Below are 14,109 nucleotides of genomic sequence, written 5' to 3' on the forward strand. Positions count from 1 at the left end.
CTACAATGGCCAAACTTTTCCTGGGGCCGACCTGGTTTCGACGTGGGTGCGGATTCGGGACAGGGCATGTCGAGCACCAGTCCGCTCGTAAATCCACTGGAAAAAACTAACTGCAAACGACGAATCGTTCGCACTCGCCGCTTAATACCGGTGAGCCTCTCAACAGTTGGCCTATGGGCTGTGCCTGAGTCGCAAGACAAAGGCTGAGAGGTCATTCACATAGGCTGGGTCTGAGCTGGGTCACACAGTTCAGGTCGAGATCAAGTGACTGGCTAGCTTGGTAGCGTGTCGCTGCGCGATCAGGTTGGTGAGAATCAAATCAGACGACTACACATGTAGAACTGCTCGATGATGGCTTACGGACGGGGGTTCAATTCCCCCCGGCTCCACCATACAAAGCTTCGGTGAATTTCGCCAAGCACCAAAAAGCCCTAAGTAATCAACTACTTAGGGCTTTTTCATTGACAAGACAGCAATGCAAGCTTCTTCGAAATTCGTGTCATGTACCTGGCAATAAGGCGTGCGCAGTGCGCCATGCGATCAACGTAGGCAGCCCCTAAGACAGCCCTACCTGCGAGGGGCATCACATACAGCAACCTCAAAGTACGCTCACGATCCCCTCACACATGCCATCAGCCCCGCCCTCACGCCTGATCCGTTTCAACAAGCCCTACGGTGTTCTGAGCCAATTCACGCCCGAAGGAGCCTGGCGTGGACTGAAAGATTTCATCGACCTGCCCGGCGTCTATGTTGCCGGCCGACTGGACGCCGACAGCGAAGGCCTGCTGCTGCTCACCAATGACGGCGAGCTGCAGGCCCGCATCAGCGACCCGAAATTCAAGATGGAAAAGACTTACCTGGCACAGGTGGAGGGTATCCCGACTGAGGAGGCCCTCGCATCACTGCGCCGGGGTGTGATGCTCAAAGATGGCATGACCCGACCGGCCCAGGCGCGCCTGCTGGAGCAGCCCCCCGAAGTCTGGGATCGCGTGCCGCCTATCCGCGAACGCAAGGCCATCCCGACTTCATGGATCGAGTTGCGCATCAAGGAAGGGCGCAACCGGCAGGTGCGCCGCATGACCGCCGCCGTGGGTTTTCCCACGCTCAGGCTGATTCGCACGGCCATTGGCCCCTACAGCCTGGACGGACTGTCGCTCGGCACCTGGCAGGATGCGATCGACACCCAGCCAGCGTCAATGCGCTGAGGATGCGGGCGTGTCCACCACAGTGGCCGCAGGGTCTTCGGCCGCCGCGTACTGCTTGATCAGATCAAACAGCCGGTCATAGAAATCGGAATTGGTGATGGTGACGCTGGCCACCTTGGTGAGCCCGTCACTCGACTCGCTGAATGGCATGGAGACCGAACCAATGCCCCCCACACCCAGGCTGGCCGAGTTGGTGGAGCGCTTGACGACATAGGTGTCCTGGATGGCTGCGGCAAACGCCAGGCTGACTTTGCCATCGGGTGCGTCGGTGATGCACTCGACCCGGATGATGATTTCAAGGTTGGAGCCCGGATCTGGCTGGAAGTGCTTGCGCCCCTCCACCACCGTGGTCTGCGTGGAGTTGACCAGATAGCCCTGGCTCATCAAGGCCAGCTTGGCCGACCGGCATACCTTGGGTGGCGTCGCATCGAACAGGCGGGAGTAGGTTTCACCCGAAGCAAACTTTTCCTGGGCGGCATACACCTTGCCCTTGTCAAACGAGCCACAGCCCGCCAGCAATGTGGTCAAAAGGCAGGCAGCCAGCAGGGCCCGGCGGGGGGCATTCAGGGCAACAAACATGGACATGGATACCGACATCGTCAACAGGCCAGCTGGCGTACCAGACAGGCCTGGGCATCCTGCGCCCTGTCACAGCCCTCAAGGCTGTTTGGCGGGTGTCGTGGGTGCGGCAGGCTCAGCCTGATTCTTGGAAATTTCTGGCAACAAGGGCGGATTATCCGCCTCCGTGCCTTCTTGCAGCACCTTTAACGGATCACCCGGCTGTTCCAGTTGACGCGCGCGGATGTAAGCGTAGCGATCCAGCGTGATCTGATCGGCCGCACCGGTCTCCGCCGGCATGATGTGGGGACGCAGGAACACCACCAGATTGGTCTTCTTGCGGGTGCGGCTGAGGCTGCGGAACAGACCGCCGATCACGGGTGTATCCCACATGCCGGGCATCAGACCGGCCTCGGTGGCGTTGCTGTCTTCCAGCAAGCCGCCCAGCACGATGATCTTGCCGTCCTTGACCACCACCTTGGTTTCAATGGAGCGGGTGTTGGTGGTGACGCCTGAGTTGGATGTGCCGACTGCTGCCGTGGCCGACACGGAGGACGACTCCTGGTAGATCGTCATGCGGACCGTGCCGTTCTCACCAATCTGTGGACGGATGCGCAAGGTGATGCCCACATCCTTGCGCTCGATAGTCTGAAATGGGTTGGACGAGCTGCTCGAGCTGCTGGTGTAGCTGCCCGTGACAACCGGCACGTTCTGCCCCACCACGATCTTCGCTTCTTCGTTGTCCAGGGTGATCAGGTTGGCCGTCGAGAGCACATTGGTGCCGGCCAGCGACTCGACTGCGGAGGCGATCGTCCCCAGCGTCAGGGTGGTGTCCTTGCTGATGTTGAAAATCTGCGCCCACTGCACACCGACGTCATAGGTGTGGCTGGCGGCCACTTCGACGACCAGCGATTCCACGTAGATCTGCGCACGCGGTGTATCGAGCATGTCGATGACCCCGCGCATTTCGCGGAACAAGGCCTCTGACGCGGTGATGATGAGGGCGTTGCTGGCCGGGTCAGCCTGGATGTAGCCGCCCGTGATGGGCTGGGCTGTGGCCGCCACGGCTGCCGTGGCCTGTGCACTGTTGAGGCCACTGGATGTCGATGACGAATTGCCCATGCTGGTGATGCCGGCCGTGCCCTGACTGCCGACATTACCGCCCGAGATGGTGCCATTGGACGATGTCCCGCCTCCACTGCCGGCGCCCGTGTTGGTGGCCGAACGCCCCCCATCGGCGGTGAACGCGGCTTTCAACACCGACACCAGACGGGTGGCCTCTGCATTTTTCAGGTACACCACATGGATGTTGCTGCCGGCAGCGCCGGTGCCGCCGGGTTGATCCAGCCTGGCCACCAGGGTGCGGACCATGGCCAGCTTGGACTGGTTGGGCGCCCGCACCAGCAAGGCGTTGATGTGCGGGTCGGCCAGGATCACCGTGGCCCCTGACTGCATGGTTGCCGCCGCGCCATTGCTCCCTGCTGCTGCGGTGGCACCGCCACTGGGTGTGCTGGCAGCCCCTTCCGTGAGCTGGCGGATGGTCACAGCCAGATCGGAGGCCTGCGTGTAGCGCAAGGGGATGACCTCGACATCGGTCGCACTGGGCGTGTCGAGGGCCGCAAGCAATGTCTTCAGACGAGCCAGGTTGCTGAGGTAATCCGTGATGATCAACGTGTTCGTGCCCGGGTTCACGTTGATGGTGTTGTTGGGCGAGATCAAGGGCCGCAGCACCGTCACCAGGTTGGAGGCGTTTTCGTAGCGGATCGGAAAGATCTGCGTCGCAATCTGTTCCCGGCCCTTGGAGCTCACGCCCTCGGGCAGCACCAGCCCGCCCTGCAGCTTGCCTTCAGCCTCCGGCACCACCTTCAGCAGGCCATCGGCTTCCACCACGGCATAGCCGCGGCCACGCAAGGCGGCTGTGAACAGCGCGTAGGCCTGTGCTGGCGTCACCGCCACATCGGTATAGAGGCTGACCTTGCCGCTGACACGGGGGTCCACCATGATCTGCTTGCCGACAATGGCGGCCATGGCCCGCGCCACGGCGGACACATCGGTATCAGGAAAGTTGAGGTTGATGCTGGCCGATGGGGCCTTGGACCACACCGAGCCCGCGCTCACCAGCAGCGCCAGCAGGCAGATTTTTCGAAGACAAGACAACAAGGACACGACAGATCCGCCAAGAGCATCGGCTCGTGAGTACACCAGCCGACATCATGGGAAACCAACGTAAATCCTTGCGAAAGCAATGTTGAGGCTCCGTCAAGTTTCAATGCTGAACACAACGAACATGACGCGCCATGTCATGCACCGAGCACCCTCACCGGCACACGTTTGACCCCACACAGCAATTCATAGTCGATGGTACCGACCGAAGCCGCCACGGCACCAGCCAGCACCTGCGGCCCCCAGAACTCAACACGCGAGCCGACACCGGTCTGGGGCAGATCTGTCAGGTCCACCATCAGCATGTCCATTGACACACGCCCCGCCAGTTGGGCGGCATGGCCATCTACCGCCAGCGGGGTCTGCACATTGGCCGTACGCGGATAGCCATCGGCATAGCCCATCGCGACCAAGCCCAGGCGACTGGGTCGAGGCGCACGCCAGATGCCGCCATAGCCCACCGCTTCGCCGACCGCCACCTCGCGCACGGCAAACACGTGGCTGCTCAAGGTCATCACCGGTCTCAATGCAGCCTGCCACGCAGGCAAGGGCGAGCCACCATACAGCGCGATGCCCGGACGGGCCCAGTCATACCGCGCTGCCGGCCAGCCCAGCAGTCCGGCCGACGCCGACAGGCTGCGCTCGCCAGGCAGACCGGCTGTGGCCTGGTTGAAGGTATCAATCTGACGGGTGGTGGCATCTGCATCCGGCTCGTCGGCGCGCGCCAGATGCGACATCCAGGTGATCTGCGCTACACGCCCCGTGCTGTGCAGGCGGTCCCAGACCGAGCGCGCCTCATCGGGCGCAAAGCCCACGCGGTGCATGCCCGTGTCGAGCTTGAGCCAGACATGCATGCCGGAACCGGCCGGCAAGGCTGCTTCCAGCGTGGCGATCTGCGCGGCATGGTGGACGACCATCCACAGGCCGAGTTGCCGGGCCTGCTGCCACTGGGCCACGTCAAATGCCCCTTCCAGCACGAGGATAGGCGCGGTGACACCCGCTTCACGCAGGGCGACCGCCTCTTCCACAAAGGCGACGCCGAAAGCATCGGCCTGAACCGGGCCCTGAGACAAGGCACGGGCACAACGATCGGCACCATGCCCATAGGCATCGGCCTTGACCACCGCGACGAGACGACCACCATGGTGTTGCTTGAGGAAACGATAGTTGGCACGCAGGGCATCCAGGTCGATGCAGACTTCTGAAGGGCGACCCATGGCTCAACCCCGCGTCAGGTGGTGCGCCGGTTGCGCGACAAAATGGCCTTTGCGCGCCTGGCGCTGGTACCGCGCCACCGACAAGCCTTCAGGGTCGATAGCGGTCACGCGACCTGCCATCAGGTCGGCGAGCAACTGCCCCGAGCCACAGGCCATGGTCCACCCCAGGGTGCCATGACCGGTGTTGGTCCACAGGTTGCGCCACGGGGTGGCACCGATGATGGGGGTGCCATCAGGTGTCATGGGGCGCAAGCCCGTCCAGAAGGTGGCCTCGGCCGTCTGCCCGGCTCCGGGGAAGAGGTTGTCGACCACCATTTCCAAGGTGGCGCGACGACGCGGGTTGAGCCGCAGATCAAAGCCGGCGATCTCGGCCATGCCGCCCACGCGGATGCGTTGGTCAAAGCGTGTCACCGCGATCTTGTAGGTCTCATCCAGGATGGTGGAAACCGGCGCACGGGCCTCGTCCACGATGGGCACGGTCAGCGAGTAGCCCTTGAGCGGGTAGACCGGGAGATCCAGCCCCAGCGGCAACAGCAGTTCGCGACTGTAACTGCCCATGGCCAGCACGATGTGGTCGGCCTGCAGGCGCTGGCCATCCACCACCACAGCACGCACGCACTGGCCTTCGGTTTCCAGCGACTGGATGTCCACCCCGAAACGGAACTCGACGCCCAGGGCACGGGCTTCGTCAGCCAGCGCACGGGTGAACAGGTGGCAGTCACCCGTTTCGTCATTGGGCAGGTGCAGCCCCCCTGTGAGTTGATCGCGCACGGCATGCAGGGCCGGCTCGATGCGGGCCAGTTCATCCGGGCGCAGCAACTGGTGGTCCACCCCCAGAGACTTCAGCACCTCGACATCACGCGCAGCGGCATCAACCTGAGCCTGGCTGCGAAACAGCTGCAAGGTTCCCTTGCTGCGGCCCTCGTAGCGCACACCGGTGGCGGCGCGCAAGTCACGCAGGCGGTCGCGGCTGTATTCAGCCAGGCGCATCATGCGCGTCTTGTTGACCGCATAGGCCTGCGGCGTGCACTGCTTGTACATCTCCCACATCCAGCGCAGCTGGAAGCGCGTGCCATCGGGACGGATCGCCAGCGGCGCATGACGCTGAAACAACCAGCCCGCCGCCTTGGCCGGAATGCCCGGCGCAGCCCACGGGGTGGCGTAACCGGCTGACACCTGGCCAGCGTTGGCATAACTGGTCTCCAGCGCCACACCTGGCTGGCGTTCCAGTACCGTCACCTGAGCCCCGGCCCGAGCCAGGTAGTACGCGGTACTGATGCCGATGACACCGCCGCCAAGCACGATCACATCCATGGGTTCACTCCAAAATCACCACAAGATGCATTCAAACTGTAGTGGAGCCGGCCCAGTGGATTCCAACGTTCTTACGCGCACAAACCACGCAAACCAGTGATAATCACCAAAACACCAGAATATTATGGTGACTTTCAATGAAACGAGATCTGGACCGACTGGACCGACGCATCCTGGCCGCCCTGCAGCGCAACGGTCGACTGACCATGACCGAACTGGCCGAGCAGGTGGGGCTGTCAGCCACGCCCTGCACGGAACGGGTGCGCCGGCTGGAACGTGACGGCGTCATCACCGGCTACCACGCGCGGCTCAACCCGGCCGCGGTGGGCAAATCGATGCTGGTGTTCGTGGAGTTGAAGATGTCAGCCAAGTCGGACGAGGTGTTCAACCAAGTGAAATCACAGGTGGGGCACGTGCCGGAAGTGCTCGACTGCCACCTGGTGTCAGGCGACTTCGATTTCCTCATCAAGGCGCGTATCAGCGAGATGTCGCAGTACCGCCGCCTGCTGGGTGAAATCCTGTTGAAGCTGCCGGGCGCAACCGACTCGCGCACCTACATCGTGATGGAAGAGATCAAGGAAACCCTCATCCTGCCGGTGGATGAATGAGGGTGGAAACCCGCCAATTCATCGTTTCAAAGTTGCTTATGTAACCGGTTTCGTACAACTGCGAAACAGCTGGGCAAAACGCGCGCCGCACACTGACTGCCAGTCTTCAACCTTCACATTGAGGAAGCAGTTCACGATGGATGCCACCACGAAAATCACACCGTCCGAGCCTGGCAGCAGCCAGCCAGCCATGGGCGCGGAAGAATTGCAGATGGACAAGCTGCGCGCAGCGGGTTCGGCCTTCCTGGGCGCCATGCAGGGCCCTGGTCTGGCCGGTCGACTGCATGACCTGATGCACCGCATCGAAACCGGCACGGAAACGCCCGATGACGAGCGCCTGCTGAGCACCATCCCCCCCTGTCACCTGTCCCCGCGCGAACTGGTGGCCCTGTTCAGCCGTGTTGAGCGGCTGATGTGAGCACCCTCAGTGCCGCCCGGAGAGAAAGGGTGGACGGGGCAAGGCAGGCAAGGCGGCCAGCCCCTCACGCACGACATCGAAAGGTGACTTGCCGCTGCCAGTGAGTTGTCGGGTGATCGCCGTCTTCAGTGGTGGAAGATGGCGAGACACCCGGAGAATTGCACCGCGCAGCACATGCGCCGCAGGCTGGTCATTGGTAAAGAGCTTGACGATGGCGTTCGTGCCCATATAGATGGGCAGTGTCACCCGCTGGTGCTCGCGTGAATACGCCTGCAGCGCCAGCACATCCCCCAGATCACGGCCCGCCTGTCGAGCTGCAACCAGCTCACGCGTCAGGGTTTCAATGCCATACAGGCCGAAGTTGTAGCCGTGCGCCGTGACCGGGTGCATACCCACGGCGGCATCGCCAATGAGCGCAAAACGCGCCGCCCAGAAGCGCTGGGCATACACCGCCACCAGCGGGTAGGCGTGGCGCTGCCCGGCGGTCTTCATCTCACCCAGGCGATGCCCGAATTCCTTGTCCACGGCCTGGGCGAAATCGGCTTCGTTCATCTGCATGAGGGCTTCGGCGCCATCGGTGCTCACCGTCCAGACCGCCGACGCCTGATGGCCCGCCATGGGCAGGATGGCCAGGGTATGACCACGCAAGAAGCACTCGTGCGCCACCCCTTCATGGTCCAGTTCATGCTGCATGCGGCAGACAATGGCCGTGCGACCGAAGTCGAGCATGCGCGCACCGATGCCAGCCATCTTGCGCACACTGGAAAAGCGGCTGTCGGCAGCCACCACCAACGGCGCCGACAACACACGGCCATCCGCCAGGGTCACCGTGGCGCGTTCGCTGTCACGGTGCAAGGCGGTCACACGGGCATCGCCCTGCAGGGTGATCCACTGCGCACGCGCCTGGGCGCCCGCATAGCAAGCCGCCCGGATGCGGTGGTTCGGCACCAGCCAGCCCAGGGCATCGTGTCCTTCTTCCTGCGCATCAAACGGCAAGACCAAGGGCGAGGTGCCACTGGTCACATGGGCCTTCTTCAAGGGAGCCACCTCGTCAGCTGGCAGGCGCTCCCACAGGCCCAAGGTCGTCATCACACGGCGGGCACGGTGGGTCAAGGCGATGTCGCGGCCATCTTCAGGCGGGTCGACCAGGGTAGCCAGCGGCGCCTGCTCCAGCACCATCGAGCGGATGCCGGCATCCGCCAGTGAACAAGCCAGCGCCAAGCCAGCCGGGCCAGCCCCGACAATCAGAACTTCGGTGTCATACGACGCATTCACGACAGACCTTCTTCCTCAGCAAATGTCACGAATCTGTCTGCAAGCTGGCACGCCCTTGCGGCAAACTGGCGAAACAGACGGTGCGCCATCCTAGGTCGGCCGTCTGGATATGTCCTTGACTGGCATCATCATTCAACCCTTGCAACCGTGATCCAGACAACCAAACTGCTGCTGTGGCGCCTGCTGGCCATCGTGGCCCTCATCCTGGCCGTGATCGGTGCCGTGCTGCCGGTCATGCCCACCGTACCTTTTCTGCTGGTCGCCGCCTGGGCTGCCGGCAAGGGCTGGCCTGCGCTGGAAGCCCGGATGCTGGCCCACCCCACTTATGGCCCGTCCATTCGTCAATGGCGCGAGCATGGTGCCGTCTCACGCAAGGCCAAGTGGTTTGCCTGTTCGATGATGAGCTGCAGTGCCCTGATGCTCTGGTTCGTGATACCCGTGCCGCCCTGGGTGCGCTGGGGTATCTATGCCACCTTCCTGGTGGTGGGCGTGTGGTTGTGCTCGCGCCCTGAACCGCGCGCCTCTGCCCTGCCCTTGCAATGAGCCCAAGCTGGCGGCCGACGATGGTCTAATCCTGACTGTTGTCGATTTGTCTTGTCTACCCCGTGTCATCTGGCTCCTCATCCCCGTCCGCCACATCTCAATCTGTCATGGTCATCGGGGCTGGCCCCGCGGGCCTGATGGCAGCCGAGACACTGGCCCAAGCCGGCATCCAGGTGGATGTCTATGACGCCAGTGCATCGGCTGGCCGCAAATTCCTGCTGGCGGGGCGCGGTGGGCTGAACCTCACCCACTCGGAGCCACTGGCCCCCTTCCTGACGCGCTTCGGCCCACGGCAGGATGTGCTGGCCCCGGTGATCGAGGCGCTCACGCCGGAAGCCTTGCGGGCCTGGGCCGCTGGCCTGGGCATCGACACCTTTGTCGGCACATCGGGTCGGGTCTTTCCGAGCGACATGAAAGCGGCACCGCTGTTGCGTGCCTGGATGCACCGCCTGCGCCAACTGGGGGTGCGGTTTCACATGCGGCATCGCTGGCTGGGCATGACACCCAACGGTGCATGGCGCTTCGCGACGCCCGATGGCGAACGTCAGGTCGAGGCCAGGACCGCCTTGCTGGCACTGGGCGGGGGCAGCTGGGCACGACTCGGCTCCGACGGAGCCTGGGTCTCTGCTGTTCAGTCACATGGCGTCGATGTCGCACCGCTCAAACCCGCCAACTGCGGCTTTCATGTGGCCCCCACCGGGCCTGATCGCACCGGCTGGAGCGCCCTGCTCAAGGAGCGTCATGCTGGACAACCGGTCAAGCCTGTTGCCATCACCTTCACGGACCTGCAAGGACACACCCGCCACCAGCAAGGCGAGTTCGTGGTGACCGAGCATGGTGTGGAAGGCAGCCTGATCTACGCATTCTCGGCGGCCATTCGCGACACCATCGACGCTCAAGGACAGGCCACCATCTTGCTGGACCTGCTGCCTGCCTACAGCCCCGACCAGGTGCTCACCGAAACACGCCGCCCGCGCGGCACACGCAGCTTGTCGACCCACCTCAAGAGCCGCCTGGGCATCCAGGGCTTGAAGATGACCTTGCTCTACGAACTGCTGGACACAACCCAGCTCAATGACCCGGTTCAGCTTGCGCAGGCACTCAAGGCCCTGCCCGTGACGCTGACCGCCACGCGCCCCATCGACGAGGCCATCAGCACAGCCGGCGGCGTGTGCTTCGAGTCGCTCGATGCGCAATTGATGGCCCGGCAGTGGCCCGGGGTGTTCTTTGCCGGCGAAATGCTGGACTGGGAAGCCCCGACTGGCGGCTACCTGCTCACGGCCAGCATGGCCAGTGGCAAGCACGCGGCGCAGGGCATCCTGAGCCACATCGCCAGCTGAAACCAGGTCATGCCAGGCGACATTTATATCTTCGGCTATCAAAGCATTCTGGCCAAAGGCTCGCTGACGTCCACCATCGGTGGCGATCTGCACGACAGCACCTGGCTGGCAGCCAGACTGCGCAACCACCAACGTACCTGGACTGCCGTGCGCGACTTCACCGACCACGGCAGCAAGCGCTACGTCCGCACACCCGACTGGCAACCTGCAGGACGCGTTGCCTTTGCCAACATCGAACCCGCCCCGAACGTGCACGTGAACGGCATCTGCCAGCGTGTTCACATCGATGCACTGGCAGACCTGGACTTCCGCGAGCAAGGCTACAGCCGCGTGGACGTCACAGAGGCCATTGAACCCTACCCTGGCATGTCGCTGCCAACGGGCGCACGCTGCCATGCCTACGTGGATCTGGCGCCAAGCGCCGCACCCGCCTGCATCAGCGCCCATTACTACCGCATGGGTGAACAAGGGGCTGCAGCACTGTCAAGCCGCGTGCCCCATTTTCTCCAGGACTATCTGGCTTCAACCGAAGCGCCCGGCAACCGACTTGATGAGGCACTCGCCTTTGTCTACTTCGGCCGCGACGGGCGCCACCTGTGGCTGCTCAATGAACCGGACTCCTCGCTCGTCTTGCTGCTCACATGCCTGGACACGCAGATCGGCCCTGCTTCGTGCGATCCAGCCCTGAACCTGGCTGAATTTGATCGCCCCATCACAACAGGCATGATGTGGCTGGACCTGCGACACAGGCAACCTCGTCAGCCCATACCGGCAGCGCCATCGCGCATGGCGCCGGACCTTGCGCAGGCCATCGTCGACCTGCCCGTCACCCCCCTGACCAAGGCCATCGAATCAACTCACTGGCTGATCAGGCTGGCTGTCACCCAGCGGCCTGACGTCTCTCAGGCTGCCTTGCTGGCCCTCACGGCCGATGAAGATGCCTGGGTGCGCCGCGCTGCGCTTTTGAGGCTGACAAGCCGACAACCCCCCCCTTGCTCGGAAGACACACAACCATCATGAAGTGGCTCAAGCACATCTGGAAGCGCCTGCAGGGCGCCGGCTATTGGACCCAGATTTCCCTCATTGCCGGTGCCTATGGGCTGTTCTATGTGGCGCTGTTCATCCTGATCAATCAGTTCACATGGAGCTACACCCATGGACCTGACTGGGCTGAACGCGTGACGCAGGTGACGACCTTCCTGTTCCTCGACAGCAGCGAAGCTTCCGGCATTTCATCCATGTGGAGCGGCATCAACAAGCTGGGCTTGCTGCTGCTCACGGCGTTTTCTTCCTCGGTGTTGACATCGAAGATGATCAGCCACCAGTCCAAGCTGCGCTTCTCCAAACCGCTGGCCTACTACTCTCGGGCCATCATCGAATCCGAGCAATCACAGTTTCAGGGTGAATACCTGGTTTTGCGGCTGCTCAACGAAAACGAGCACGACCTGTTCAACGTGCGCATCTCGGCCACCTTGCGTTACTACCATGTGCCCACCCGGACCTTCCAGCACTACACCTGCAAGGTCACCAACGGCAACATTCCCGTTCTGGGCAGCATGATGCCATTTCGCATTTACATCGAAATGAGCGAGATCGTCTCGGCCATCTACCGCAAGACCTTGTGTTTTGCGACAAGCGACCAAAGCGATGTCATTGCCATTGCGGCCATTCAAAATGAAATCAAGGCCGGCACGCGTCCCGCTCATGCCGACCGGCTGATCCTGTATGTCGAGGGCATCGATAGTGGCGAAGGCAAACTCACCACAGCCGCCCATCAATACCCACTCGACCAGGTTGGCGAAGGCCAGTTTCGCAGCATCGAGCCGGCACAAGATGGCTCCGGCTTCGACGCCAAATCCATCAATCAGCACTTCGATCAAGTCAGCTTGACTTGAAGGCCCCCACGGCGTCGAGCAGGCCGTGCGACTGGTCCTTGAGTTGGCTCGTGTCCTGAGCGTGGGTGCTCATCAAGTCGGCATTGGTTCGGCTCGACTCGTCCAGCCGGCTGACCGTATCGCGTACCACGGCAATGCCGGATGCGTGCGTGGCGCTCGACTGCTGCAACATGGCCATGATCTGTGCCACACGGTCGATCAAGGCCATGATCTGCTCCATGGCCTGACCAGCGGCATCGACCTGACCGCTGCCCTTCTCAATGCGTTCCACACTGTTGGTGATCAAGGCCTTGATTTCCTTGGCCGCCGTGGCTGAGCGCTGCGCCAGGGTGCGCACCTCAGCTGCCACCACCGCAAAGCCCCGACCCTGCTCACCTGCACGGGCCGCTTCCACCGCCGCATTGAGCGCCAGGATATTGGTCTGGAATGCGATCCCATCGATCACGCCGATGATGTCGGCCACCTGACGTGACGAGGCATGGATGCCGCGCATGGTGTCCACCACCTGGCTCATCACCCCCGCGCCTTGCGAAGCCGCCTGGGCTGCCGAGGTGGCCAGCGAAGCCCCTTCCTGGGTCCCTTCGTGGTTCTGGTGGATTTCTGCCGACATCTGTACCAATGACTGCATGGCGTCCGTCAGCGTGGCGGAATGGACCATCGAGCTTTGCGCCAGGCCATCCATGCTGCCGGCCACCTTGTCAGAGATGTGCGCCACCTGTTGCGCCTGCTGGCGCACCTCAGCGGTCAATGTGATCAGCGTGGTCTGCATGCGGCCCATGGCACGCATGAGGCGACTGACTTCGTCATCACGATCCGCATCGGGAATGTGCACGCCCAGGTGGCCGTCGGCCATGGCCTCACACACCGCCTGAGCCTGGCGCACCGGCACACTGATCGAGCGGGCCATGAACCATGCCACGGCCATACCCAGTGCCAGGGTCACGCCCGTCAGACTCAGCACCAGGGCATTGGCCTGTGCGGTGATGGACGCTGCCTTGTCCCGGCGAACCTGGGCCAACTTTTCTGCCGATGCCGACAAGGTCTTCATGGATGCAGCCAAGCCAGTAACCGCAGGACTCAAGGCGGACTTCTCCTGTTCGCTCGCCTGCATGGTCTGCCCGGTAGCCACCAGCGTCAGCACGGCCTCGCGTGCCTGACCATAGGCCTTGTACTGGTTCTGCACTTGCGCAATCAAGCCACCGTCCATGTCATCACTGGCCAGCTTCACCAATGCGGTCAGCCCCGCCCGTACGGACTCGTCAGACGTCTTGAGTTGCGGAGCAAAACCCTCTTCGATTTCGGGCATGCCTGCTGCGCGGATGATGGCTTGCGCACTCGACACATTGGACTGCAGAGCCTGGGCCACATGCTCCACGGTCAACTGGGTGGACGTCGCACGGCTGGCAGCCTCCTGAAGCGCCTGCACCCGGCTGACCGACACACAGGCTGCGATGGCCCCCACCACCATCAGCACCAGCACCAGGGCAAAGCCCGCCAAAAGCCGTTGCCCAATGGGCAGGCTGCGAATGCGATTCAACAGGTTCATTGCGCGTCACCAGACCGGTAGCCAGAC

13 protein-coding genes and 1 other RNA gene are annotated in these 14,109 nt (G+C 62.7%); 8 read left to right on the top strand and 6 right to left on the bottom strand.

Translation table 11 applies throughout. The annotated features are described in order from the left end of the window. Positions 1-22 precede the first annotated feature (22 nt). Positions 23-392, top strand: a transfer-messenger RNA (tmRNA) gene (gene ssrA, locus ACE3PH_RS04585). 234 nt (positions 393-626) lie between these two features. Next, positions 627-1,205, top strand: coding sequence for a pseudouridine synthase (locus tag ACE3PH_RS04590; protein WP_374316812.1), 579 nt, complete (start codon positions 627-629; stop codon positions 1,203-1,205). On the opposite strand, the gene ACE3PH_RS04595 is transcribed toward ACE3PH_RS04590, so the two are convergent. The 4 genes from ACE3PH_RS04595 to ACE3PH_RS04610 form a co-directional block, all read right to left on the bottom strand. Further along, positions 1,194-1,790, bottom strand: coding sequence for a DUF2242 domain-containing protein (locus tag ACE3PH_RS04595; protein ID WP_374316813.1), 597 nt, complete (start codon positions 1,788-1,790; stop codon positions 1,194-1,196). The two genes, ACE3PH_RS04590 and ACE3PH_RS04595, sit on opposite strands and share 12 nt — an antisense overlap. Before the next feature lie 72 nt (positions 1,791-1,862). Continuing rightward, positions 1,863-3,929 carry a secretin N-terminal domain-containing protein gene (locus ACE3PH_RS04600; protein WP_374316814.1) on the bottom strand — a complete coding sequence of 689 codons (2,067 nt, stop codon included), beginning with the start codon at positions 3,927-3,929 and terminating at the stop codon, positions 1,863-1,865. Positions 3,930-4,063: 134 nt separating this feature from the next. Continuing rightward, a complete protein-coding gene (gene alr, locus ACE3PH_RS04605) occupies positions 4,064-5,143 on the bottom strand; it encodes an alanine racemase (RefSeq protein ID WP_374316815.1) in 1,080 nt (359 codons plus the stop codon). A gap of 3 nt (positions 5,144-5,146) precedes the next feature. Next, complete coding sequence (locus tag ACE3PH_RS04610) at positions 5,147-6,457, bottom strand: D-amino acid dehydrogenase (RefSeq protein ID WP_374316816.1); 1,311 nt, start codon at positions 6,455-6,457, stop codon at positions 5,147-5,149. Between the two features lie 137 nt (positions 6,458-6,594). Between ACE3PH_RS04610 and ACE3PH_RS04615 the strand changes: the two genes are divergently transcribed. Next, complete coding sequence (locus ACE3PH_RS04615; RefSeq protein ID WP_374316817.1) at positions 6,595-7,065, top strand: winged helix-turn-helix transcriptional regulator; 471 nt, start codon at positions 6,595-6,597, stop codon at positions 7,063-7,065. Between the two features lie 136 nt (positions 7,066-7,201). Further along, a complete protein-coding gene (locus tag ACE3PH_RS04620) occupies positions 7,202-7,483 on the top strand; it encodes a hypothetical protein (protein ID WP_374316818.1) in 282 nt (93 codons plus the stop codon). Positions 7,484-7,489: 6 nt separating this feature from the next. On the opposite strand, the gene ubiM is transcribed toward ACE3PH_RS04620, so the two are convergent. Continuing rightward, on the bottom strand, positions 7,490-8,758 hold the full coding sequence (ubiM, locus tag ACE3PH_RS04625) for a 5-demethoxyubiquinol-8 5-hydroxylase UbiM (RefSeq protein WP_374316819.1): 1,269 nt from the start codon (positions 8,756-8,758) through the stop codon (positions 7,490-7,492). A 147-nt stretch (positions 8,759-8,905) separates the two neighbouring features. On the opposite strand from ubiM, the gene ACE3PH_RS04630 reads away from it, so the two are divergent. The 4 genes from ACE3PH_RS04630 to ACE3PH_RS04645 all read left to right on the top strand — a co-directional run bounded on the left by ACE3PH_RS04630 (position 8,906) and on the right by ACE3PH_RS04645 (position 12,536). Beyond that, positions 8,906-9,301 carry a YbaN family protein gene (locus tag ACE3PH_RS04630; RefSeq protein ID WP_374316820.1) on the top strand — a complete coding sequence of 132 codons (396 nt, stop codon included), beginning with the start codon at positions 8,906-8,908 and terminating at the stop codon, positions 9,299-9,301. A 107-nt stretch (positions 9,302-9,408) separates the two neighbouring features. Continuing rightward, complete coding sequence (locus ACE3PH_RS04635; RefSeq protein ID WP_374316821.1) at positions 9,409-10,641, top strand: TIGR03862 family flavoprotein; 1,233 nt, start codon at positions 9,409-9,411, stop codon at positions 10,639-10,641. A gap of 9 nt (positions 10,642-10,650) precedes the next feature. Continuing rightward, positions 10,651-11,661 carry a gamma-glutamylcyclotransferase family protein gene (locus ACE3PH_RS04640; protein WP_374316822.1) on the top strand — a complete coding sequence of 337 codons (1,011 nt, stop codon included), beginning with the start codon at positions 10,651-10,653 and terminating at the stop codon, positions 11,659-11,661. Continuing rightward, on the top strand, positions 11,658-12,536 hold the full coding sequence (locus ACE3PH_RS04645) for a hypothetical protein (RefSeq protein WP_374316823.1): 879 nt from the start codon (positions 11,658-11,660) through the stop codon (positions 12,534-12,536). Before ACE3PH_RS04640 ends, ACE3PH_RS04645 begins: the two co-directional genes overlap by 4 nt. Here ACE3PH_RS04645 and ACE3PH_RS04650 read toward each other — a convergent pair. Further along, the gene (locus ACE3PH_RS04650; RefSeq protein ID WP_374316824.1) at positions 12,523-14,082 is read right to left on the bottom strand and encodes a methyl-accepting chemotaxis protein; all 1,560 of its coding nucleotides are present in this window, start codon (positions 14,080-14,082) and stop codon (positions 12,523-12,525) included. The two genes, ACE3PH_RS04645 and ACE3PH_RS04650, sit on opposite strands and share 14 nt — an antisense overlap. Positions 14,083-14,109 lie beyond the last annotated feature (27 nt).

Source organism: Aquabacterium sp. (assembly GCF_041909175.1).
In the GTDB taxonomy this organism is placed as follows: Bacteria; Pseudomonadota; Gammaproteobacteria; order Burkholderiales; family Burkholderiaceae_C; genus Aquabacterium.

What these genes read in the sequence shown, in the direction of transcription:
- ACE3PH_RS04590 (WP_374316812.1), top strand. Translation starts at nt 627, where the DNA reads ATGCCATCAGCCCCGCCCTCACGCCTGATCCGTTTCAACAAGCCCTAC.
- ACE3PH_RS04595 (WP_374316813.1), bottom strand. Translation starts at nt 1,790, where the DNA reads ATGTCCATGTTTGTTGCCCTGAATGCCCCCCGCCGGGCCCTGCTGGCT.
- alr (WP_374316815.1), bottom strand. Translation starts at nt 5,143, where the DNA reads ATGGGTCGCCCTTCAGAAGTCTGCATCGACCTGGATGCCCTGCGTGCC.
- ACE3PH_RS04610 (WP_374316816.1), bottom strand. Translation starts at nt 6,457, where the DNA reads ATGGATGTGATCGTGCTTGGCGGCGGTGTCATCGGCATCAGTACCGCG.
- ACE3PH_RS04615 (WP_374316817.1), top strand. Translation starts at nt 6,595, where the DNA reads ATGAAACGAGATCTGGACCGACTGGACCGACGCATCCTGGCCGCCCTG.
- ACE3PH_RS04620 (WP_374316818.1), top strand. Translation starts at nt 7,202, where the DNA reads ATGGATGCCACCACGAAAATCACACCGTCCGAGCCTGGCAGCAGCCAG.
- ACE3PH_RS04635 (WP_374316821.1), top strand. Translation starts at nt 9,409, where the DNA reads ATGGTCATCGGGGCTGGCCCCGCGGGCCTGATGGCAGCCGAGACACTG.
- ACE3PH_RS04640 (WP_374316822.1), top strand. Translation starts at nt 10,651, where the DNA reads ATGCCAGGCGACATTTATATCTTCGGCTATCAAAGCATTCTGGCCAAA.
- ACE3PH_RS04645 (WP_374316823.1), top strand. Translation starts at nt 11,658, where the DNA reads ATGAAGTGGCTCAAGCACATCTGGAAGCGCCTGCAGGGCGCCGGCTAT.
- ACE3PH_RS04650 (WP_374316824.1), bottom strand. Translation starts at nt 14,082, where the DNA reads ATGAACCTGTTGAATCGCATTCGCAGCCTGCCCATTGGGCAACGGCTT.